This window comes from Pacificimonas aurantium (genome assembly GCF_020092905.1).
In the GTDB taxonomy this organism is placed as follows: domain Bacteria; phylum Pseudomonadota; class Alphaproteobacteria; order Sphingomonadales; family Sphingomonadaceae; genus Pacificimonas; species Pacificimonas aurantium.
This window is the reverse complement of record NZ_JAGSGB010000002.1, coordinates 148,132-168,759: the sequence shown is the minus strand read 5'-3', so window position 1 is coordinate 168,759 and position 20,628 is coordinate 148,132. Positions and strand designations below refer to the sequence as shown.

Annotated in this window: 18 protein-coding genes and 1 pseudogene; 8 read left to right on the top strand and 11 right to left on the bottom strand. The window is 64.5% G+C overall.

The genetic code is table 11. The annotated features are described in order from the left end of the window. Positions 1 to 6: 6 nt before the first annotated feature. Genes KCN53_RS07655 through KCN53_RS07645 form a run of 3 tightly spaced genes read right to left on the bottom strand, consistent with a single transcriptional unit; the run spans position 7 to position 3,181 of the window. A complete protein-coding gene (locus KCN53_RS07655) occupies positions 7 to 666 on the bottom strand; it encodes a TadE/TadG family type IV pilus assembly protein (RefSeq protein WP_088712902.1) in 660 nt (219 codons plus the stop codon). Continuing rightward, positions 666 to 1,349 (bottom strand): TadE/TadG family type IV pilus assembly protein, encoded by a 684-nt coding sequence (locus KCN53_RS07650; RefSeq protein ID WP_088712903.1) that lies wholly within the window; start codon positions 1,347 to 1,349, stop codon positions 666 to 668. The genes KCN53_RS07655 and KCN53_RS07650 overlap by 1 nt, the downstream gene beginning before the upstream one ends. Beyond that, positions 1,346 to 3,181: a TadE/TadG family type IV pilus assembly protein gene (locus tag KCN53_RS07645; RefSeq protein ID WP_088712904.1), complete on the bottom strand. Its 1,836-nt coding sequence runs from the start codon at positions 3,179 to 3,181 to the stop codon at positions 1,346 to 1,348. Before KCN53_RS07645 ends, KCN53_RS07650 begins: the two co-directional genes overlap by 4 nt. Positions 3,182 to 3,330: 149 nt before the next feature. Here KCN53_RS07645 and KCN53_RS07640 point away from each other — a divergent pair, with 149 nt between their 5' ends. Next, a complete protein-coding gene (locus KCN53_RS07640) occupies positions 3,331 to 3,888 on the top strand; it encodes an isoprenoid biosynthesis enzyme family protein (RefSeq protein ID WP_088712905.1) in 558 nt (185 codons plus the stop codon). Next, positions 3,888 to 4,316 carry an EF-hand domain-containing protein gene (locus KCN53_RS07635; RefSeq protein ID WP_088712906.1) on the top strand — a complete coding sequence of 143 codons (429 nt, stop codon included), beginning with the start codon at positions 3,888 to 3,890 and terminating at the stop codon, positions 4,314 to 4,316. Before KCN53_RS07640 ends, KCN53_RS07635 begins: the two co-directional genes overlap by 1 nt. A 33-nt stretch (positions 4,317 to 4,349) precedes the next feature. On the opposite strand, the gene acs is transcribed toward KCN53_RS07635, so the two are convergent. Then, positions 4,350 to 6,287 (bottom strand): acetate--CoA ligase, encoded by a 1,938-nt coding sequence (gene acs / locus KCN53_RS07630; RefSeq protein ID WP_088712907.1) that lies wholly within the window; start codon positions 6,285 to 6,287, stop codon positions 4,350 to 4,352. Between the two features lie 209 nt (positions 6,288 to 6,496). Here acs and mazG point away from each other — a divergent pair, with 209 nt between their 5' ends. Beyond that, entirely contained in the window at positions 6,497 to 7,288 is a 792-nt protein-coding gene (mazG, locus tag KCN53_RS07625; RefSeq protein ID WP_224199507.1) for a nucleoside triphosphate pyrophosphohydrolase, read from the top strand. Positions 7,289 to 7,310: 22 nt separating this feature from the next. Here mazG and hflX read toward each other — a convergent pair whose 3' ends face one another. From hflX to KCN53_RS07595, 6 genes and pseudogenes are all read right to left on the bottom strand, one after another. Beyond that, positions 7,311 to 8,627 carry a GTPase HflX gene (gene hflX / locus KCN53_RS07620; protein WP_088712909.1) on the bottom strand — a complete coding sequence of 439 codons (1,317 nt, stop codon included), beginning with the start codon at positions 8,625 to 8,627 and terminating at the stop codon, positions 7,311 to 7,313. 26 nt (positions 8,628 to 8,653) lie between these two features. Beyond that, positions 8,654 to 8,875: pseudogene (gene hfq, locus KCN53_RS07615) on the bottom strand (RNA chaperone Hfq); the annotation flags it as partial. An 88-nt stretch (positions 8,876 to 8,963) separates the two neighbouring features. Beyond that, positions 8,964 to 10,349, bottom strand: coding sequence for a nitrogen assimilation response regulator NtrX (gene ntrX / locus KCN53_RS07610; protein WP_088712911.1), 1,386 nt, complete (start codon positions 10,347 to 10,349; stop codon positions 8,964 to 8,966). Then, entirely contained in the window at positions 10,349 to 12,640 is a 2,292-nt protein-coding gene (locus KCN53_RS07605; protein ID WP_088712912.1) for a sensor histidine kinase NtrY-like, read from the bottom strand. Before KCN53_RS07605 ends, ntrX begins: the two co-directional genes overlap by 1 nt. A gap of 62 nt (positions 12,641 to 12,702) precedes the next feature. Beyond that, positions 12,703 to 14,520, bottom strand: a complete 1,818-nt coding sequence (gene typA / locus KCN53_RS07600) for a translational GTPase TypA (protein WP_088712913.1) — start codon at positions 14,518 to 14,520, stop codon at positions 12,703 to 12,705. 70 nt (positions 14,521 to 14,590) lie between these two features. Then, positions 14,591 to 15,355, bottom strand: a complete 765-nt coding sequence (locus KCN53_RS07595) for a hypothetical protein (RefSeq protein ID WP_088712914.1) — start codon at positions 15,353 to 15,355, stop codon at positions 14,591 to 14,593. Positions 15,356 to 15,511: 156 nt separating this feature from the next. On the opposite strand from KCN53_RS07595, the gene KCN53_RS07590 reads away from it, so the two are divergent. Further along, on the top strand, positions 15,512 to 16,072 hold the full coding sequence (locus tag KCN53_RS07590; RefSeq protein WP_088712915.1) for a sigma-70 family RNA polymerase sigma factor: 561 nt from the start codon (positions 15,512 to 15,514) through the stop codon (positions 16,070 to 16,072). Continuing rightward, on the top strand, positions 16,069 to 16,704 hold the full coding sequence (locus KCN53_RS07585) for an NrsF family protein (RefSeq protein ID WP_088712916.1): 636 nt from the start codon (positions 16,069 to 16,071) through the stop codon (positions 16,702 to 16,704). The genes KCN53_RS07590 and KCN53_RS07585 overlap by 4 nt, the downstream gene beginning before the upstream one ends. Here KCN53_RS07585 and pgi read toward each other — a convergent pair. Further along, positions 16,691 to 18,229, bottom strand: coding sequence for a glucose-6-phosphate isomerase (pgi, locus tag KCN53_RS07580; protein ID WP_224199505.1), 1,539 nt, complete (start codon positions 18,227 to 18,229; stop codon positions 16,691 to 16,693). The two genes, KCN53_RS07585 and pgi, sit on opposite strands and share 14 nt — an antisense overlap. Positions 18,230 to 18,300: 71 nt before the next feature. Here pgi and lepB point away from each other — a divergent pair, with 71 nt between their 5' ends. From lepB to era, 3 genes are read left to right on the top strand one after another with little or no spacing between them, the layout of a single operon-like run. Further along, positions 18,301 to 19,008, top strand: coding sequence for a signal peptidase I (gene lepB / locus KCN53_RS07575; protein ID WP_172406254.1), 708 nt, complete (start codon positions 18,301 to 18,303; stop codon positions 19,006 to 19,008). Next, a complete protein-coding gene (gene rnc, locus KCN53_RS07570) occupies positions 19,005 to 19,721 on the top strand; it encodes a ribonuclease III (protein WP_088712917.1) in 717 nt (238 codons plus the stop codon). Before lepB ends, rnc begins: the two co-directional genes overlap by 4 nt. After that, positions 19,722 to 20,624: a GTPase Era gene (era, locus tag KCN53_RS07565; RefSeq protein ID WP_088712918.1), complete on the top strand. Its 903-nt coding sequence runs from the start codon at positions 19,722 to 19,724 to the stop codon at positions 20,622 to 20,624. It abuts the gene before it with no gap. Positions 20,625 to 20,628 lie beyond the last annotated feature (4 nt).

Below are 20,628 nucleotides of genomic sequence, written 5' to 3'. Positions count from 1 at the left end.
CGCGCCTCAGTCGCAAAGGCTGGGGGTGCCCACGTTCGAAACGGTGTTCAGCTCGAGTTCGCGGGCGATGAACGCCGCATTGTAGTGCAGCGTTCGCTCCTCGTAGACGGCGGCGATGGGCTGCAGAATGCGTCCCGCCGGCGTTGAAGGCGCGTAGTCGTAATAGACTTCGGCGATCATGACGGTGTTCGGGTCGATGGCGGTGAACCCGTCGATGTCGGGCACCTCATCGTCATACTGCCCGGCGCCCTGCTCGCCATAAGCGCTTTCGAAGTCGCCGTTTCCGACGCAGCGCTGCCAGCGGATCCACTGGCCGTCGGGAACCGGATTGCCGTCCTCGTCGACATCCTCGTTTTCGGTTATCGAGCTCAGGATGATGCGCCCGTTGCTGTTGAAATCGTCGATGCTCAGCGACAGGCGAGATCCCAGGAACAACGAGTTGACGTCCGCCTCGCTGATTCCGTCCTTGTAACGCGCCGCGAGGTCGGCGGTCAGCACGGCAACGCTGCTCAGCTGCTGATTGATCAGCGCCAGCCGGACGAGTTCGAACCCGCCCAGGGTGGTCATCATCAACACGGGCGTGGCGAGAGCGAATTCCATGAACGCGACGCCCGACCGGTCGCCGGCCAGCCGCTTCAAGTGCCGGAAGAGGCGCTTCCGCCGCATCAGTCGATCTGCGTGATCGTCATCGCGCCCGTATAGGGGTCGAGACAGATGCGCTTCTTGGGAATGGTCGCGACCGTCCCATAGGGCTCGTTGCGAATGGTCGTGTTCGAACTCAGCACCGCCTTTTCGGACCCGGTCAGGCTGCCCGTCAGGGCGAAGATCCGGTCATAGCTGACTTGCAGCTCGAACAGGACCACGTCCTCCGAATTGCCGGTGCCCGTCAGGCCGATATCGGCATCCCAGCTATCGTTGTTGTTCACTTCGATCCAGCAGTCGCCATTTGCCGGCGGCCCGGTCACGTCGACATTCTCCTCGGCGCGCTCGATCAGTTCCGGATCCCCGACATCGGCGAATTCGGAATAGCTGCGCACGTCGATCGCCACCTCGACGTCCATCAGGTCGTCGAGCTCGCGCGCGACGAAGGCCCGCATCGCTTCCTTTACCTCCGCGTCGGTGCAGGAATCGGGAACGGCGCAGCTGCTCGTGTCGCCGACGATGCGCCCGGTCCCCGACAGGCGGCTCACCTGCCGCAGCACCCCTTGCATGCGTGCATTGGCATAGGCCTGGAACCCGAACTCGATCGAGCTCATCAGCAGCAGCGTGAGGGGAAGGGCGAGAAAGGCCCATTCCACCACATAGCTCCCGCGCTGGTCACGGCGAAGGTTATGGAAAAAGCGCGTCACTGGGAGACCCGGAGATATCCGATATTCTGCGCGATGGACGTGAAGGCGGCTTCGAGCTCACCGGCTTCGTCGGCTTCCTTGTAATGTTCGTCGGAGCTGGCGCAGCTGCGCAGCGCCTTCTTGTCCGCGCTCGCAATGCCGGTGGAGAAGGCGATGGTGTAGATCTCGATCGACTGCGCCTTCGCGATCCCGCACAAGAGCTTGAAGCGCTCACGATGCTCTGTCTTGGCATTCCCCGAGGTGCGGGTGTGATTGCTCTGCGAAGTGGGTTTGTCCTCGATGCCCCAGGCCGTGTAATTGCCCGTACTCGGCTGCAGCGTCCCGTCCGTCATGAAGACGATATACTTGTTGATGGCGAGGCCGTTGAAATTGTCCAGATTGTCGAAGGGCCTGCCTTCGGACAGCATCTCGGCCGCCCAGTACATGCCGACATCGTGATAGGTGTTGCCGCCGACCTGGAGTGTCTGGAGATACCCGTCTCCGCCCTCCGGATCGGACAGGTTCGCCTGCGTCCACTCGCCCAGCGGAATGACCGGATCGGGACAGCCCTCGTTCGGCCCGCGCGAGCCGAGCCGGTTGTTCTGATAGCTCGAATTGGAAACGTTCGATCCGTTGATGCCCGTCTGAATGCCCAGCCAGCTGGTCGACCGCACATAGGGGACGCGGTCGGTCCGGATGGCATCCAGGGAAAAGTTCCAGATGTCGTTCGCCGCCAGCGTATAATCGACCTGTGAGCTCGTCGGCTGACCGTAGCGGGAACTCCCGCGCGGCAGCACGAAATAGGGCTGCCAGCCCGGAACGCTGACCCCGTCCGGCGCCAGGCCGTTTATGTCGTAGGCGTCGGCCTGCACCCAGTCTTCGGAGCCCGGCACGTCGGTAACGGTCTGGCGCATCTCGACGCAGCCGCGCCATTCATAGGGGTTGTCGTCGACGAACCCCGGCATCAGGGGATTGAAGCCCTTGTCCGCGACCGAGTCTACGAACTCGGAAAGGTCGAGCGTGACTTCGCCCAGTTCCGTGCCGGTCGAGATCCACCCGCTTTCGCAGTAGAAGAAGCAGCTCTCGCCATAGTAATTCGTGTCCTCGCCATCGGCATAATAGACGGCGTCGGTATCGATATAATCATATCCCGTCGCGAGTTCCTCGGCCTGGAGCGCACGGCCGATATTCACCACCGTATTATAGGGGACGAAGCCCACGCGCACGCGCTGGCCGCCGACCGCAACCTGATCGCGGAGTTCGTCCATCACGCCCAGGAAGGAATGTACCGCACCGCGCAGTTCGTCGATCCGGCAGTCGTCCGTGCAGCTGCTATTGTCGAGCGAGTTTCCCATAGACCCGGTGACGTCGGCCACCACGACGACGTCGACATTCACGCCGGACCGCTTCGCCGCACAGTCGACCGAGATAGGGATCGAGTCCACGCCGACGATGCGGCCGATGGTGGTGGGAACTTCGGTGGCCAGCGATAGCTGCAATTCGCCGTCCGCGGCGATGTCGTCGGTCATCTGCACCGGCTCGGTGTCGAAGGTGCCGTCGGGAAAATTGTAGGAGATGAACTTCGCGATTTCCTGATAGCCGGCCTGGTCGATATCGTAGGTCGTCGTCCCGAGGCCGGAATCGTTCGCCGTCTCGCGCATCACCTTGCGCCCCGCTAGGGCCGCCGCGTCGCAGGTCTGCGATAGCCGCGCTTCCGCCATATAGGCGCGCGTCAGGTCGACGCCGCCGCCGATCGCCGCGAGCACTGGGAACAGCCCGGCCGTGACAAGGGTAAGGGCATTGCCGCGCTGGTCGCGCGCAAGCCGCTCGCAAAACCCGATTTTTCGCCCCATAAAGCCCGTCCCACAAAGTGAGCACGCCTTCGGAGATCGCCGAACGCGCGGGGCAGCATTGCCCCTGGGTCCGGAGGACTAGCCAAACAGGGTTCACATGGGCTTGAGGAACATGGTTTGCGAACGGGGTAAACGCAGGGTGAGGCACTATGGTTAATCCCGCCCCAGCGGCGGATGGCGAGGAGGGGGAGTGGCTTCGCGACATGCGGTTCGCCCTGGCGTTCGCACCGGCGGCGCACCGTCCCGCGCTCGAAGCCCTGCTGCGTTACGACCGACGGCTGCTGGAGATCGCGCCGAAGCCCGAGGAGCCGCATGTGCCGATGATCCGTCTGGCTTGGTGGCGCGACACGCTTAGCAGGCTGGCCGAACAGCCCGTCTCCGGCGAGCCGCTTCTGGAACGTATCGACCTTTGCGTTCCGGACTCCGCCTATCCGGCACTCGGAACTCTTGCTGAGGCGCATATGGACCGTGTGGAAGAGGGCGACGAAGAGACGCGGCTGCCCGCTCTTTTTACCGCCGCTGCCGCGATAACGGGCAGTGAAACCAGTTATGAAGGGCAGGGAAGGGTACCTAAGCCGATCCGCCCGATCGGTGCGGCCGTGCGCGCAGGTCAGCTTGCCCGAAAATCTCCGACACGCCGCCAGCTTGCCATGATGCGGCATATTCTCACCGGCCACCTTCCCACCGAGAAAGGGGATGCCCATTGATGGCGCTGCGCCGCTGGCTTCTCCTAGGCGTGGTCGGCCTGCTGGCGCTGGCGGCCATACTTGGCTGGATGCGGTCGCCGCGGAACGAGGAAATCCCCGCTCCACCACCGCCAGCCGCTGACCCGGCTCCACTGCCGCCGGCACCGAAGGCACCCGAGGTTACGCCGGAAGAGCGTGAAGCGCGCCGGTTCGCACGGAACGACCGCGACGATAACGGCCTCGTCACGCAGGAGGAATATCTGCGCCCACGCCGAAGCAGTTTCCAGCGCATGGACGCCGATGGCGACGGCCTGATCAACTTCGAAGAATATAGCGTGAAGCAGACCGACCGGTTCACGGCCTCCGACTGCGACGCGAGCGGTGGGCTGACGGCGGAGGAATTCGCCTCCACCGCCACACGCCGCGACGCACCGGAGCCGGACTGCTGATGGAGCCCGACTGCTGACAGTGCGTCAGCGGGCTTAGTCTCCCTTGCGGCCTGCGATCAGTGCATCGACCACCTCGGGGTCGGCCAGCGTCGAGGTATCGCCCAAACTCGATGTCTCATTCTCGGCGATTTTTCTCAAAATGCGCCGCATGATCTTCCCGGACCGGGTCTTGGGCAAGGCGCGCGTCAGGTGAATATGGTCCGGAGTCGCGACCGGGCCGATCTCGCTGCGCACATGCTGGCGAAGCGTCTGCTCCAGCTCCTCGCTGATGTCGACGCCTGCATTCGGCGTGACATAGCAATAGATGCCCTGGCCCTTCACGCTGTGCGGAAAACCGACGACGGCCGCTTCGGCAACATCCGGATGGAGCACCAGCGCGCTTTCGATTTCGGCCGTGCCCATACGGTGGCCGGACACGTTCAGCACGTCGTCGACCCGGCCCGTGATACGGTAATAGCCGTGTTCGTCGCGTTTCGCGCCGTCGCCGGAAAAATAGAGCCCTTCGTAGGTCGAGAAATAGGTTTGCTCGAAGCGGGCATGGTTGCCGTAGACCGTGCGCGCCTGGCCCGGCCAGCTGCGGCGGATGCACAGATTGCCCTCCGCTGCGCCTTCCAGCGGCTTGCCGTCGTTGTCGACTAGTAGCGGCTCGATCCCGAACATGGGAAGGCCGGCCCACCCGGGCTTCATATCATGTGCGCCGGGCAGGGTGGTCAGCATGATGCCGCCTGTTTCGGTCTGCCACCAGGTATCCACCACCGGAACGCGCCCTTCGCCGACCGTATCGCTGTACCAGCGCCATGCCTCAGGGTTGATCGGTTCGCCCACAGTGCCGAGCAGCCGGAGCGACGAGCGGTCATGTTTTTTCACCGGTGCGTCGCCGTCAGCCATCAGTGCACGAATCGCCGTGGGAGCGGTGTAAAGGATCGTGACGCCATGCTTCTCGACGATCTGCCAGAAGCGGTCGTTTGCGGGATAGTTGGGGACGCCCTCGAAAATCAGCTGTGTCGCACCGTTTGCGAGCGGTCCGTAGGCGACATAGCTGTGGCCGGTGATCCAGCCCACATCGGCGGTGCAGAAGAACAGGTCGTCATCGCGGTGGTCGAAGCCATAGGCGAACGTCATCGCCGTCCACAGCAGATAGCCGCCGGTGGTATGGAGCACGCCCTTCGGTTTACCGGTCGAACCCGACGTATAGAGAATGAACAGCGGGTCTTCGGCCTCCATTGGCGCGCACGGGCAGTCGTTGTCGACGCCGGCACTGACGTCATGCAGCCAGTGATCGCGGCCATCGGTCATGGCTGCCGAGCCGTCGCCGACCTGGACGACAAGCACCGACTTCACGCGCGGCGTTTCGGAGAGCGCCGCGTCCACATTCTGCTTCAGGGGCACGGTCTTTCCGCCGCGCTTTCCGATGTCGGCGGTTACGAGGAAATCGCTCTCGCAATCCTCGATACGGTCGCGCAGGGCGTGCGGAGAGAAGCCGCCGAAGACGACGCTGTGAACGGCGCCGATGCGCGCGCAGGCCAGCATGGCGAAGACCGCTTCGGGGACCATCGGCATGTAGATGGTAACGCGGTCGCCGCGCGCGACGCCGAGCGTCTTCATTACATTGGCGAAGCGGGCGACTTCATCCTTCAACTGTGCATAGGTGAACCGGCGCCCGTCGCTGGCTGGGTCGTCGGGCTCGAAGATCAGGGCCGTCTTGTCGGGCGTGGCGACGGCGTGTCGATCGACGCAGTTCCAGCAGGCGTTGAGCTGTCCGTCCTCGAACCACTTGATGTCGACCTTCGGCGCGTACGACCAGTTGCCGGCCACGGTCGGGCGTTTGATCCAGTCCAGCCGGTCCGCTTGGTCAAGCCAGAAGCGTTCGGATTTTTCGAGCGAGTGGTTGTAGAGGTCGCGATAGTCGCTTGCGGAGCAATTCGTGTCCTTGGCGGCTGTAGGCGGAACCGGAATGACGGGATCTGACATGGGCGAACCTTCCCAGAAATGTTGCTTTTGCGCGCATCCTTGGGGGGGAACGCATGAGAGGACAACCCGCCTCCCTGCTAGGTCGTATATTTAACATAATATGTATTATCGTCGTAACGGGTGGTTCTCGCATCTCGACAATTCGCACCCCCGCATCCTAGGTCAGCTTCATGCCCCATCGTGACGCAAATCGACCAAGCGATCCCCATTTGTCAGAGGCGGACGAACGGCTTGCCGCGCAAGTGGTACGCCTGCGCGCCGTGATGGCAGCCCTACGCCACCCCGAAACCGGCTGTCCGTGGGATCTCGACCAGGACTTCACCTCCATCGCACCTTACACGATCGAGGAAGCCTACGAGGTCGCGGACGCGATAGAACGCGGCGACATTGACGACCTGCGCGGCGAGCTCGGAGATCTGCTGCTACAGACCGTCTATCATTCACGCCTGGCGGAGGAAGCCGGCACCTTCGATCTGGCAGACGTAACAGCCGGGATTGCCGACAAGATGATCGCCCGCCATCCTCACGTGTTCGGCGAGGAAAACGTCGCCACAGCCGACGCCCAGACTGAAAACTGGGAAGTCATGAAGGCTCGCGAACGCGGCAACGTCGGGGCGCTCGACGGAGTGGCGCTCGCCCTTCCCGCCCTGATGCGCGCGCAGAAGCTCCAAAAACGCGCCGCGCGCACCGGGTTCGACTGGCCCGACAGCGAGGGGCCCCGGGCGAAAATCCTCGAAGAGATGGCCGAACTTGAGGCCGCCAGCACGGCCGAAGAGAGAGAAGAGGAAGCAGGCGACCTGCTTTTTGCGGTCGTCAACTTCATCCGCCATGTCGGGGTCGACGCCGAAGTCGCTCTGCGAGCGGCAAATTCGAAGTTTCAGACGCGCTTCGAACATATGGAATCGACAAGCACGCGGCCCTTGGCGGAACTCGATTTCGAGGCGCTTGAACGCCTGTGGGTCGCTGCCAAGGTCGCGGAGCGACAGGCGAAGAAGTCTTAGCCTTCGCCCCGTTTCAGCTTGCCTAGGCGGCGGCGTCCGCCGTCATCCGGTCGAAACGACCCTTGTCGATCGAACTCAGCCGCACTTCGACATGCATGGTTTCGCCGGCCAGCTCTCGCTCGATCATCTCGCCATTGGCTTCCAGCCACGCAAGCCGCGCGCCGTCCGTCACCGGAATGTCGAAATTATAGCTACGCCGGTCACCCTGCAGCCGCGCCGAGACCGTCTCGGTCAGCGTTTCGACGCCGGCGCCGGTGACGGCGGAAATCGCGACATGCCCTTCCCGTTCCGGCAGGTCGGCCCGCAGCTCGGCACTCAGCAGGTCGATCTTGTTCCAGACCTCCAGGATCGGCGGGCCATCGTCCAGGTCGACCCCGATCTCCGCAAGCGTGCGATAGACATCGGCGGCCTGCGCCTCGCTGTCGGGGTGCGAGATGTCCCGGACATGCAGGATCAGGTCCGCTTCCAGCACTTCTTCCAGCGTCGCGCGGAACGCCGCGACTAGTTGCGTCGGCAAGTCGGAAATGAACCCGACCGTGTCTGACATGATGACCTTGTCGAAGCCCGGGATCTCTACCGTCCGCATCGTAGGGTCGAGGGTCGCGAACAAAAGGTCCTTCGCCATGACGTCGGCACCGCTCAGCCGGTTGAACAGGGTCGACTTGCCCGCATTGGTGTAGCCCACCAGTGCTACGACGGGATAGGGAGCCTTCTGCCTGCGGTCGCGGTGCAGCGTGCGCGTACGCGCAACGTCCGCCAGTTCCTTGCGCAGGCGCGCCATGCGGTCGCGCAGCAGGCGCCGGTCGGTTTCGATCTGCGTTTCGCCGGGACCGCCGAGAAAGCCGTAGCCGCCCCGCTGCCGTTCCAGGTGGGTCCAGGACCTGACCAGGCGACTCGCCTGATATTCCAGGTGCGCCAGTTCGACCTGCAGCCGGCCTTCATGAGTTGCGGCGCGTTCGCCGAAAATCTCGAGGATCAGGCCGGTGCGGTCGATGATCTTGATACCGGTCTCGCGCTCCAGATTCCGCTGCTGCAGCGGACTGAGCGTGCCGTCGACCACGATCAGGTCGGCGTCGAGTTCGGCCGCCCTCGCCTTCAGCGCTTCGACCTGCCCCTGTCCGAACAGGGTGGCTGGACGCGGCGCGCGGATACGCACAACTTCCGCGGCCCTGACGTCGAGCGCGATCGCCGCAGACAGCGAGACCGCCTCTTCCAGGCGTGCCTCTGGCGACCGCGGGTTCGAACTGCGGCTGAGGTCGGGCAGGACGACCAGCGTGGCAGCGCCGTAGGCGCGGCCGTCATCGGAGCGGGAGAGGGAAAAGTCGGGCTGGGTCGAGATCAGTCGTCCCCATCTTCCTCGTCCGGATCGAACAATTGTACGGGCCCTGCGGGCATGACCGTGGAGATGGCATGCTTATAGACCAGCTGCGACTGGCCGTCCCGGCGCAGCAGCACGCAAAAATTGTCGAACCAGGAAATATTTCCCTGTAACTTCACTCCGTTAACCAGGAACATGGTAACGGGAACCTTCGCCTTTCGGACAGCATTAAGAAACGTGTCCTGAAGGTTGTTCGGCTTGTCGGCCATGTCGGTGCGCTCCTTCTCAGATGGGGGCTTGGGATATCCTATTAACGCGGCGAAAGCGGAAAAGTCGCGCATTCTCTCACGTGGATGCTCAATCCTTGCGTTCCTCGTGCGCGGTTTCGGTCAGCTGAAGGGCCTTCAGCTTGCGGTGCAGGGCCGAGCGCTCCATGCCGATGAAGGTGGCCGTGCGGCTGATATTGCCGGAAAATCTACGGATCTGCACTTTCAGATATTCGCGCTCGAACGCCTCTCTGGCTTCGCGCAGGGGTGCCCCCATGATGGCCGAACTGGGCGCGCCGGTGTCGCCGCTATCGGTGCCGGTGACTTCCGGCGGCAGAGCGTCCGCCGTGATCTCGGTATCTTCGCTGGAGGAGAAAATGACCGCACGCTCCATCGCATTCCTCAGCTGCCGAACATTTCCCGGCCAGTCATAGGATTGCAGGGCAACGACGGCGTCGTTCGCCAGCGTGGGCGTCGGCAGGGCCCGTTCCGCCGCCAGCTGCCCCAGGAAGTGCTCGGCCAGGGGAATGATATCTTCGCGCCTCTGGTCGAGGGACGGCACCGACAGGGGCACGACGGCGAGCCGGTAGTAGAGGTCTTCGCGGAACCTGCCCTGCTCGATTTCGCGCTTCAGATCGCGCGAGGTCGAGGCAAGGACGCGGACGTCCACGCGCACCGGCATGTTGCCGCCGACCCTGCGAAAGCTCTGGTCGGTTAGCACCCGCAGGATCTTCGACTGAGCCTCCAGCGGCATATCGGCGACCTCGTCGAAGAACAGGGTGCCGCCATGCGCTTGTTCGAACATGCCCACCCTTGTCGCCGCATCGCCCTGCTCGATGCCGAACAGCGCCTCTTCGACTCGTTCGGGGTGCAGGCGCGCGGAGGACACGGTGATGAACGCGCCCCCTGCCCGGTCCGACCAGCCATGGATCAGACGCGCGGCGAGTTCCTTTCCGCTTCCGGGCGGCCCGTCGATCAGGATGCGGCTGCCTGTGGGCGCCGCGCGTTTTAGGACGCCGCGGACATTGGTGATCGCCGTGCTCGCACCGATCAGGTCGGCGACATCGCCCGTCCGCGCACGAAGCTGCTCATTTTCCCGCCTCAGCCTCTCCAGTTCGGTGGCGCGCTCGATCGTGTTGAGAAGTGCGTCGGTCTGGAACGGCTTCTCGATGAAGTCGAACGCGCCGCGCTTGATGGCCGCCACGGCGGTCTCGATATTGCCATGCCCGGAAATGATGATGACGGGCAGGTCGGGGGTGCGCTGCTTTACCTCTTCCAGAAGTTCGATGCCGTCGAGCCGGGATCCTTGCAGCCAGACGTCGAGGATCAGCAGCGACGGCCTGCGCTCGCTCAGTGCTTCCAGCGCGGCATCGCTATTGGCCGCCGTGCGTACCCTGTACCCGTCATCTTCGAGGACGCCGGCTACCAGATCGCGTATGTCCTTCTCGTCGTCGACGACCAGAATATCCAGTGCCATCAGGCCTCCTCTCGTTCATTGGGCTGGCGGTTGCGGGTACGGGGGTCGCCGGCAAGTTGTCCCGGCGGGAAGCTCAGGAACACCCGCGTCCCGGCGCCCTCGAGGTCTGCGAAGCCGAGCGTCCCGGCATGCTCCTCGACGATCTTCTTGACGATGGCGAGCCCCAGGCCGGTTCCGCCTGCCCGGGTCGTGACATAGGGTTCGGTGATGCGGTCTCTCAAATCGCGGGGCATGCCGGGACCGTTATCGGTTATGGTGATCAGAAGGCCGGATTCATCGGCCGCGACCGCCAGAGCGATGGCCGGCTCACTGACCGTTTCCGCCTCGGTCACCGCCTCGACGGCGTTCTTCAGAAGGTTGGTCAGCGCCTGAGAGATTTGCCGCCGGTCGCAGATAAGAGGTGGAAGGCCGTCTTCGACATCGAGTGAGAAGGAGATTTCGGGCTGCGCGATTTCCTGCAGGAACAGCGATTGCTTGACCAGGTCGCGGATCGGTTCCTCGCGGAAGGTGGGCTTCGGCATACGTGCAAAGGAGGAGAACTCGTCCACCATGCGCCTCAGGTCGCCCACCTGGCGGACGATGGTCTGCGTCAGGCTCTCCAGCGTGTCTCTGTCGGCGCCTTCCAGCAGCTTGCCGAACCTTCGGTCGATCCGTTCGGCCGAAAGCTGGATGGGCGTCAGCGGGTTTTTGATTTCGTGCGCGATGCGCCGCGCGACATCGGCCCAGGCGGCACGCCGCTGGTCGGCAATCTGCTGGGTAATGTCGTCGAACGTCATGACCAGCCGCTCGCCCCCCGGCACAAGTCCGACGCGGACCAGGAAGGTCTTGTCGTGGCCGCCGCGCTCGAAGCTCCGCTCGCCCTGCGCGCGTCCCCGTTGACCCGCCTCCTCGACGAGCCCGGCAAACTCGGGCACCGCCTCGCCGAGCCGCCGGCCGATCAGTTCTTCGGGCGGGGCGGCAAGAAGTTCCGCCGCGGCCGAGGATGCAAGATCAATGCGGCCGCTGCCGTCGACGGCAAGAACGCCTGCCGAAACGCCGTCGAGCACAGCCTCGATAAAGCCGCGCCGCGCTTCCGCTTCTTCGTTCGCTTCGACCAACGCGGCGGTCTGCACCTCGAGCTGGCCCGCCATGCGGTTGAAGCTGCGTGCGAGCAGGGCGAGTTCGTCGCGCGCACCGTCGAGGTCGACGCGCGCACCCAGATCGCCCGCACCCAGCCGGCCCGCCGCAGTCGCCAGGTCGGCAATCGGTTTGGTAAGCCGATTGGCGAGCCACAGCGCGGACAGGATCGCGAGGGTAATAACGAGCAGCGCCACCGCGCCCAGGATGGCGTTGAAGCGCCATTGCAGGTCGCGGCTGCGGCCGAGCAGCGCCGAATATTCCGAACGTGCCGAGGCGGCCCGCTCGGCCGCCTGCAGCGCGCCGGGATCGACCGTACGGCTGGCGTAGAGGAACAGCGGCGAGGACGGATCGAGCCGTACGACGGCTTCGACCCGGTCTTCGCTGCCCGTGAGGACGGCGGTCTCTCCGGTCGCGGCGCGCTCCAGTGCATCGCGGTTCAGGCGGTAGGTGACGACGGCCGTTTCGCCCAGCGCATCCTCGCCCGCCGAGCTTGCAATGACGCGAACACCCTCCTCCTGCCGGGAGAAAATCACGGCTTCGGTCAGGTTTCGGGCGAGCAGCTGCCAGTCGAGCCCTTCGCGAAAGGCCTCGCTCTCCGGTCCCAGGTCCAGCGAATAGGCGTACAGATCTCCACCCATTGAAAAGATATCGCCGACGATCCGCTGCCGGTTTTCCTCGATATAAGCCTGCGCCACGGTTTCCGCGTTGCGCAAAACCGTCTGGGCATTGTCGGAAAACCAGAACTGCGTACCGGTTTGGAACAGGAGCGATGCGAAGATCACCGTCAGCAGGGTCGGCACCGCGGCCAGCACGGCGAAAAGCCCTACGAGCCGCACGTGGAGGCGCGCGCCCATCAGCCCGTCCTGGCGGTCCAGCCATTGCACCGCCACACGGCGGGCAAGCAGGATCAGGAGCGCCATGAAGGGCAGCATGATGAGGACCAGCAGGACCGTACGGCCCAGCGGCCCCAGGGGCCCCGTGTCGACACCGCCGCTGATCGACAGGATCGCCACCGCCGCAGAGACGCAGGCGAGGAACCCGGCGGCCAGTTCCAGCTTTGGGCTGTGTGACACTCGCCCCGACAGTCGCGACAGGCGGCGCCGGACAAGCGCCGTCTGCGACGGACCCTGCAGGTCCTCTGCCGATCGCTCCGAAGGGGGCTGCGTTGCCATCCGGCAACACTGTAGCGATTTTGCTGCGGCGCGCAAACGTCCTGCGCGCCGCTAACCGTGCGTCAGGCGCCCTCGCCCTTCCGCGCGGCCTTCTTGCGCTCGTGCGGATCGAGATACCGTTTGCGGATACGGATCGCCTTGGGGGTCACCTCCACCAGCTCGTCATCCTGGATATAGGCGATCGCCTGCTCCAGCGTCATGCGCCGCGGCGGCGTCAGGCGGATGCCCTCATCCTTGCCCGAGGCGCGGAAGTTGGTCAGCTGCTTCGACTTCAGCGGATTGACTTCCAGATCCTGCGGCTTGGCATTCTCGCCGATGACCATGCCTTGGTAGAGCGGGTCACCGGGGGACACGAACAGGATGCCGCGATCCTCCAGCGCGTTCAGCGCGTAGGGGACGGCCTGGCCCTGCTCCATGGAAATGAGGACGCCGTTCTGGCGGCCGGTGATCTGGCCCTTGTGCGGACCGTATTTCTCGAACACGCGGTTCATGATGCCGGTGCCGCGCGTGTCGGACAGGAATTCACCATGATAGCCGATCAGTCCGCGCGAAGGCGCTGAGAAGGTCAGTCGCGTCTTGCCGCCGCCCGACGGGCGCATGTCGGTCATTTCCGCCTTGCGGAGCGCCATCTTCTCGACGACCGTGCCCGAAAACTCGTCGTCGACGTCGACCACGACCGTCTCATAGGGCTCCTCGCGGCCGCTTTCCCCGTCACGGAACAGCACGCGCGGACGGCTGATCGACAGTTCGAAGCCTTCGCGGCGCATCGTCTCGATCAGGACGCCGAGCTGGAGTTCGCCGCGGCCCGCGACTTCGAACGCGTCCTTTTCGTTCGATTCGGTGATGCGGATTGCGACATTGCCTTCCGCTTCCTTTTCCAACCGGTCGCGAATGACGCGGCTCTGCACCTTGTCGCCGTCCTGGCCTGCAAAGGGGCTGTCGTTCACCGCAAAGGTCATGGAGAGGGTCGGCGGATCGATCGGCCGCGCTTCCAGTGGCTCGGTCACGACCGGATCGCAGATCGTGTTGGAAACGGTCGCGGTTGTCAGGCCGGCAATGGCGATGATGTCGCCTGCCGCGGCCTTGTCGGTCGGGACCCGCTCCAGGCCCTGAAAGCCGAAGATTTTCGTCGCGCGCCCCACTTCGACCTGCTTGCCCGACACGTCGAGCGCCTTGATGGGCGCGCCCACTTCCAGCGTGCCGCTCTCCACGCGTCCGGTAAGGATACGGCCGAGGAAATTGTCGCGGTCGAGAAGCGTCGCGAGCATGGTGAAGTCGCCCGACGCATCGAGGTCGGGTGCCGGCACATGGTCCCGGATTAGCTTGAACAGCGGCTCCAGCGTGCCTTCGCGCACGTCGGCCGTCTCGCCGGCGAAGCCGCCGCGGCCACTGGCAAACAGGTGCGGGAAGTCCAGCTGTTCGTCGCTCGCATCGAGCGCCATGAACAGCTCGAAGACTTCGTCGAGAACCTCGTCGGGACGGGCATCGCCGCGGTCGATCTTGTTGACCACCACGATCGGCTTCAGGCCCAGCGACAGCGCCTTGCCGGTGACGAACTTCGTCTGCGGCATCGGACCCTCGGCGGCATCGACGAGCAGAATGACGCCGTCCACCATGGAAAGGATGCGCTCGACCTCAGCGCCGAAGTCGGCGTGACCCGGCGTATCGACGATGTTGATCCTCAGGCCGTTCCATTCGACGCTGGTGCACTTGGCGAGGATGGTGATTCCCCGCTCCTTCTCCAGGTCGTTCGAGTCCATCGCGCGTTCTTCGACGCGCTGGTTCTCCCGGAACGTACCGGACTGTTTGAATAGTTCGTCGACAAGCGTCGTCTTGCCGTGATCGACGTGCGCGATGATCGCGACGTTGCGTAGCGCCATGGGTGGCGGATCCTTCGAAGCGGGAAATGTCAGGCGCCTTACCCATCTGGGTGCAGCGCAGCAACTGCGTTCAGAACTCCGTCTGAACGAAGATGCGCAGGGCGGCCGGCGTATCCTCGCCGATCAGGCCGAACAGCATGGCGATACCGACCTCGACTTCCCCATCGCCGCCGGTTTCGAATTCGGCGGTCAGGCTGGGGCCTAGGAACAGGCTGGCATCGAACCCCTCGCCGTCGGCAGGATCGAAGCCCGACAGATGGGCAGGTTCCCCGGACGCTTCAAGGCCCAGCCACAGCTCGTCGCCCACCTCTTTCTGGACGGACGCGGCAAAGGCGATCAGCGTGCCCTTCCCCTCCGGCTCTTCGTTCGGTTCGGGACTGCGCTCCGCCGCGCCGCGGACATGGCGCAGTATCAGGTTTCCCTGCGACCAGATCCCGCCCGAGCGCTGCTCTGTGATCAACCGCGCTTCGACTTCGGAGATGCGTCCGTCGCGGTTCACACCGCCGCCGAGCTTCAGGCCGAAACCGGCTCGGCCGCCTTCGGCGCGATCGAACGTAAGCAGTATGAAGCCTTCCGCTTCGTCGAAGGAAGGCGCGCCGCCCTCGCTTTCGAACTCGGCTTCGGCTCCGACTGCGATGCGGTTGTCGATACCATAGAGAACTTCGCCGCCGTGGCTGCTCTCGTCGGGACCGAAGGTTCCGTTATATTCGGCCAGCCATGCCCCGCCTTCGGGCTCAAGTTGCTCAAGCTGCTCGGGCTCGGCGGCGAACGCCCGAAAGGAGACAAGGGACAGGAAGACCGAGGCCGAGGCGGTCAGGGAAGCGGAAGAGCGCATGCGACTTGGGTCCGGAACTGTCGGAAGGCGGCAGGCGGTCTTTTTGCCCGCCCTTGTAACCATCATAGGATGCTTGCCGAACCCCGGTGCGTGACAAACGCGTTCTTGCCTTCTGCCTCCCCCGGCATGCAATCCTCTGACCGGAGGGATGCGGCAATGGCTAGGTGTCTTTCGGACTGGGAGCGCTGGTTCGTCGATGGCCGGGCCGGGGACCGGGAGGCCTACCGCCGTTTCCTGCAGGCGGCCGATACGCATTTGCGGCGCTATTTCCGCGGCCGGGCCGACGCGATGGATGCGGAAGACCTGATCCAGGACGTTCTGATCGCGCTTCATCAGAAGCGCGCAAGCTATGACCCGCGTTATCCGATCTTACCCTGGATGAACACGATCGCGCGCTACAAGTGGATCGACTGGCTGCGGTCCCGGGCCCGGCTCTCCACGACCGCCCTTCCCGATGAACTGGCCGACACCAGCCTGCCCGGTGAGCCCGCTGCCGCGCACGCCCTCACCCTGCTGCTGCGCCACTTGCCCCCAGGACAGGCTCTGGCAATCCGCCTCGTGAAACTCGAGGGGCTGAGCGTCGCGGAGGCGAGCGCTGCCACTGGACAGAGCCAGTCGCTCATCAAGGTGAACGTCCATCGCGGGCTGAAAGCCCTTAGCCGTTATGTCGATGACGCACCGGAGGATAGCGGCGTGGGGAAGGCCGGAGAGCTATGAGAGACGACCTGATCGATCGGCTCGTCGCCGAGGCTGACCCGGTGCGGCCGGCAACGGGCGCCCGGTTCGTGCGCCTCTTCGGGCTTGCCGCCCTGATCTCTCTGGTCATCGTCGCGGTGATCGGCATACGCGCCGACCTCCGCCCTGCCCTGACCGGAGGATTGCTGGCGGCAAAGCTTCTCCTGACGGGCACGCTCGCTTGCCCGGCAATCTGGCTTTTGTGGCTGAGCGGCAGGCCAGGCGCGCGGGTTCGCCGCGGAAGCCGGCTTCTCATCCCCCTCGCGCTGGCAATGCTGACTGCACCGCTTCTCGTCGCATTCGTCCGGGGTCCGGGTAGCGCGCTGGAAGACATGGCGCGCTTCGACTGGGCTAGCGCCTGCCTGCCGCTGATCGCTCTTGCGACCCTTCCGCTCTGGATCGCCTCACTGGCCTGGCTTCGTGTCAGCGCACCGACGAACCCGGCCCGCTCGGCGTGGATCGCCGGTCTCGCCTCGGCGAGCATGGGCGCCTTCCTGTTCGCGCTCCACTGCCCGTTCGACAGCCTGGCCTATGTCGCCACCTGGTATTTCGCCGCCATATTCGCTCTTGCGGGTCTCAGCCGGCTGGTCATCCCGCCGCTTATCCGCTGGTAAGCCGGTCCATCAGCGCCTTGCTCGAAAGGTCGAGCGACGCCGTTTCGCCCGAGGCTATGGCACGGGCGATGTTCTTGCCCAGTTCGACGCCCATCTGGTCGAAACTGTTGATTTCCAGGAGGGCACCGAAGCTGAAGGTCCGGTGCTCGTAGTAAGCGATCAGTGCACCCAGCGTCCGGGCATCCAGCCGCGGCAGCACGACGGTGCTTGATGGCCGGTTGCCGTCGAAGACCTTCGCGCGGGCAATCTGCTCGTCGGGCGTTTCCCGCTGCGCCTCTTCGAAGCTGCGGCCTGCAAGCAGGGCTGCGCCCTGCGCGATGCAATTGGCAATCAGCTGTCGGTGATGGTCCCGGTCCATGCTGTGGCCGGGTTCGCGAATGGCGAGGAATTCGACCGGGACAAGGTGGGTGCCCTGGTGCAGCATCTGGAAGACCGCGTGCTGCGCATCGGTTCCCACTCCGCCCCAGACCACGGGTGAGCTCGGCCTGGCCAGGCGGTGGCCGTTTCTGTCGACCTGCTTTCCGTTCGACTCGGTCTCCAGCTGCTGCAGGAAATCCGGCAGCAGGCGCAGCCGCTCGTCATAGGCAAAGACCGCCCGGCTTTCTGCACCGAGTATGCTGGCATAGGCGATGTCGCCGAGCGCAGCCATGAAGGGGAGGTTCTGCGCCAGTTCCGCCTCGGCGAAGTGACGATCCATCTCGCCCGCGCCCTCGAGCAGGTCGGTAAAGGCGTCCCAGCCGGCCGAAAGCGCTGCGGCGAGGCCGACGCCGGTCCACAGCGAATAGCGGCCGCCGACCGTTTCCGCGAAACCGAGAATATTGCCGGGGGCGACGCCGAATTCGTGAGCCTTGTCCGGATTGGCCGTTACGGCGATCACGCGCTCGGCGGGCAGGCCGAGGGCATCGCGCACGCTTTCGGCGTTCATTCTGGTTTCGAGCGTGGTGAAACTCTTCGACACGACGATCATCAGCGTCTTTGCCGGATCGGCCCCCTCAATGGCCCGCTCCAGCGACACTGCGTCGATATTGCTGACGATGCGGACGTCCGGCACCGGCCCGCTCGCCGGCAGGGCATCGATGACAAGCGCCGGTCCCAGGAAAGACCCGCCGATGCCGACATGCACAACCCGCCCGACCGCGCCGAAGTCACCGGCGGCAATCCGCTCGTACAGCGCCTTCATCGCCGTGCGGGCTTCGCGTGCCGCCTTGACGTCGGCTTCGGATCCGACGCCCCGCTCTGCGCTATGAGTGGCTGCGCGCCCCTCGGTCGGATTGACCACCGCACCGGACAGCAATTTCGCGCGCCAGGCGCCGAAATCCACCTCGTCCGCCAGCGCCAGTCCTGCGGCGACGACGCCCTCGTCGAGGATCGTCTTCGACAGGTCGACGGTTAATCCGCAGGCCTCCAGAGTCAGACGCGCCAGCCGGTCCGGCTCGCGCGAGAAGACCTCTTTCAATGGGTGGCGTGCGGCGTCCGCCACCGCCGCTTCCAACTCGGTCCAGCGCATCTTCACCTGATCGTCCATGCTCGACAGCCCCTCGCATCCGGTTTGCTCCGCGCTTGACAGTTTCGGGAGGGAAGGAAAAGCCGTTCACCATGAGACGTGCCGAGACTGCGGACCAAGCCGCGCCGATCCGGACGACCCGGTCGGCGCTTTGGCGCCCGCTCCGGATCCTCCTTCTCGCGGCACTTCTGGCCTATGCGGTGCGGGCCTTTCTCGTGGAACCCTATGCCGTGCCGTCGGCCTCCATGAGGCCCACCGTACGACCGGGCGATCATCTGTTGGTCGAGAAATTCGCCTATGGCTACGGTCCCGCCTCCCTGCCCTTTCTCGGCCTCGGTTCCGGCATCTCTCTAGGGCGCAGTCTGCCGGAACGCGGAGAAATCGTGGTCTTCGCCGATCCCGAAGGTTCCGACCGCTTCTTCATCAAGCGCGTGGCGGGCCTGCCGGGCGACCGCATCTCCGGCCGCTATGACGGCCGCATCGAGCTGAATGGACGCCTGCTTCCGCGTGAGCATGACGGCGACTTCGAGCGCGAGGAAATCGCTCCCGGTCGCAGCTACCGCGTCTTGCAGCGGCAGGATGGGCATCCTCTGGACGAGTTCCCTGCCCTCACCGTTCCGCCGGGCCACCTCTTCGTGCTCGGCGACAACCGCGATGCCAGCGAGGACAGCCGCGTGCCTCCTTCGCGAGGAGGTTTCGGTTTCGTCCCCGTCGATCATCTCGTAGGCCGGGCCAGCGTGGTCATTCTGCCCGCGCCGGCCGGGGAAAACCGGTTCGACCGCCTGGGGAAACTTGAATGAGCGCGACGCGCCCGGAAACCGATTGCGAAGAGCTGCGATGGGCGCGCGAACGGCTCGGACACGACTTTCAGCGCCCTGCCCTTCTCATTGCCGCGCTTACGCATCCCAGTGCGAAGACGAAGGACGGCGAGAGTTACGAGCGGCTGGAGTTTCTTGGCGACCGCGTGCTCGGCCTCTCCATCGCCGAACATCTCATCCGTTCGCGTGAGGAATCCGAAGGCTCGATGAATCGGCGCTTTTCGGCGCTGGTGGACAAGAAGTCCTGCGCGGAGGTTGCCTCCGAACTGGGCGCGCCCGCACATATCCGCATGGAAAATTCGGCGCGCGCGGCTCGCGTGCATCATTCGCAGAATGTCCTTGGTGACATCTGCGAAGCGCTGATCGGCGCCATCTTCCTCGACGCCGATTTCGAGACTGCGCGCAATTTCGTCCTGGCGGCATGGAAGGATCGTCTCGGCAGCGCGCGGCAGGATGCGCCGCCGATCAACCCGAAGAACGCGCTGCAGGAGTGGGCACAGCGCCGCGGCCTGCCGATTCCCAGCTACCGGGTTGCCGAGCGCTCGGGACCCGAGCATGCTCCGCGCTTCAGGATCGCCGTGACCGTTCGGGGCTATGGCGAGGCGTGCGGCGAGGGAACATCCAAGCAGGACGCGGAAAAGGCGGCCGCCACGGCGTTCCTGACGCGTGAAAACCTATCGGTACGAGACAAGTAGATGAACGAACGAGCGAGCGAACAGAAATGCGGCTTCGTCGCGATCGTCGGCCCGCCGAACGCCGGCAAGTCGACCCTGGTAAATGCACTGGTCGGGCAGAAAGTGGCGATCGTCAGTCCGAAGGTTCAGACGACGCGCGCCCGGCTGATGGGGATCGTCGTCGAGGACGAGACCCAGCTCGTGCTCGTGGATACGCCCGGCATGTTCACGCCGAAAAAGACGCTGGAGCGCGCCATGGTGAACGCCGCGCGCGAGGGAGCGGCAGGCGCCGACCTCGTCCTTCTGCTGGTCGATTCGAGCCGCGGCCTGACCGACGAGCTGGAAGACATGCTGCGCTGGCTAGAAGAAATCGGTGCGCCCAAAATGCTGGTTCTCACCAAGGTAGACATCGCCAAGAAGGACACGCTCTTACTTCTGACACAGCGCCTCAACCGCCGTGGTCAGTTTATTGAAACATTTATGATTTCGGCGAAGAACGACGATGGTCTCGACGATCTGAAGGAGACGCTGGTCGCCGCTATGCCGCGTGGCCCCTGGCACTATCCCGAGGATCAGGTCGCAGATATTTCCAGCCGCTTGCTCGCTGCCGAGGTCACTCGCGAAAAGCTGTTCCTGCAACTGCGCCAGGAAGTCCCCTACGCCAGCGCGGTCGAGACCGAGACCTGGACCGAGACCGACAGCGAGATCAGCATTCACCAGACCATCTATGTCGAGCGCGAAGGTCAGAAGGCCATCGTCCTCGGCAAGGGCGGCAGCCGTATCAAAGAGATCGGCACGGCGTCGCGCACCGATCTGGAGGACATGCTCGGGAAGCGCGTCCACCTGTTCCTCAACGTCAAGGTGAAGGCGGACTGGTCCGAGCGGGCCGACATGCTGGAGGCGTTCGGCCTCGAACGCTCCTGAACGG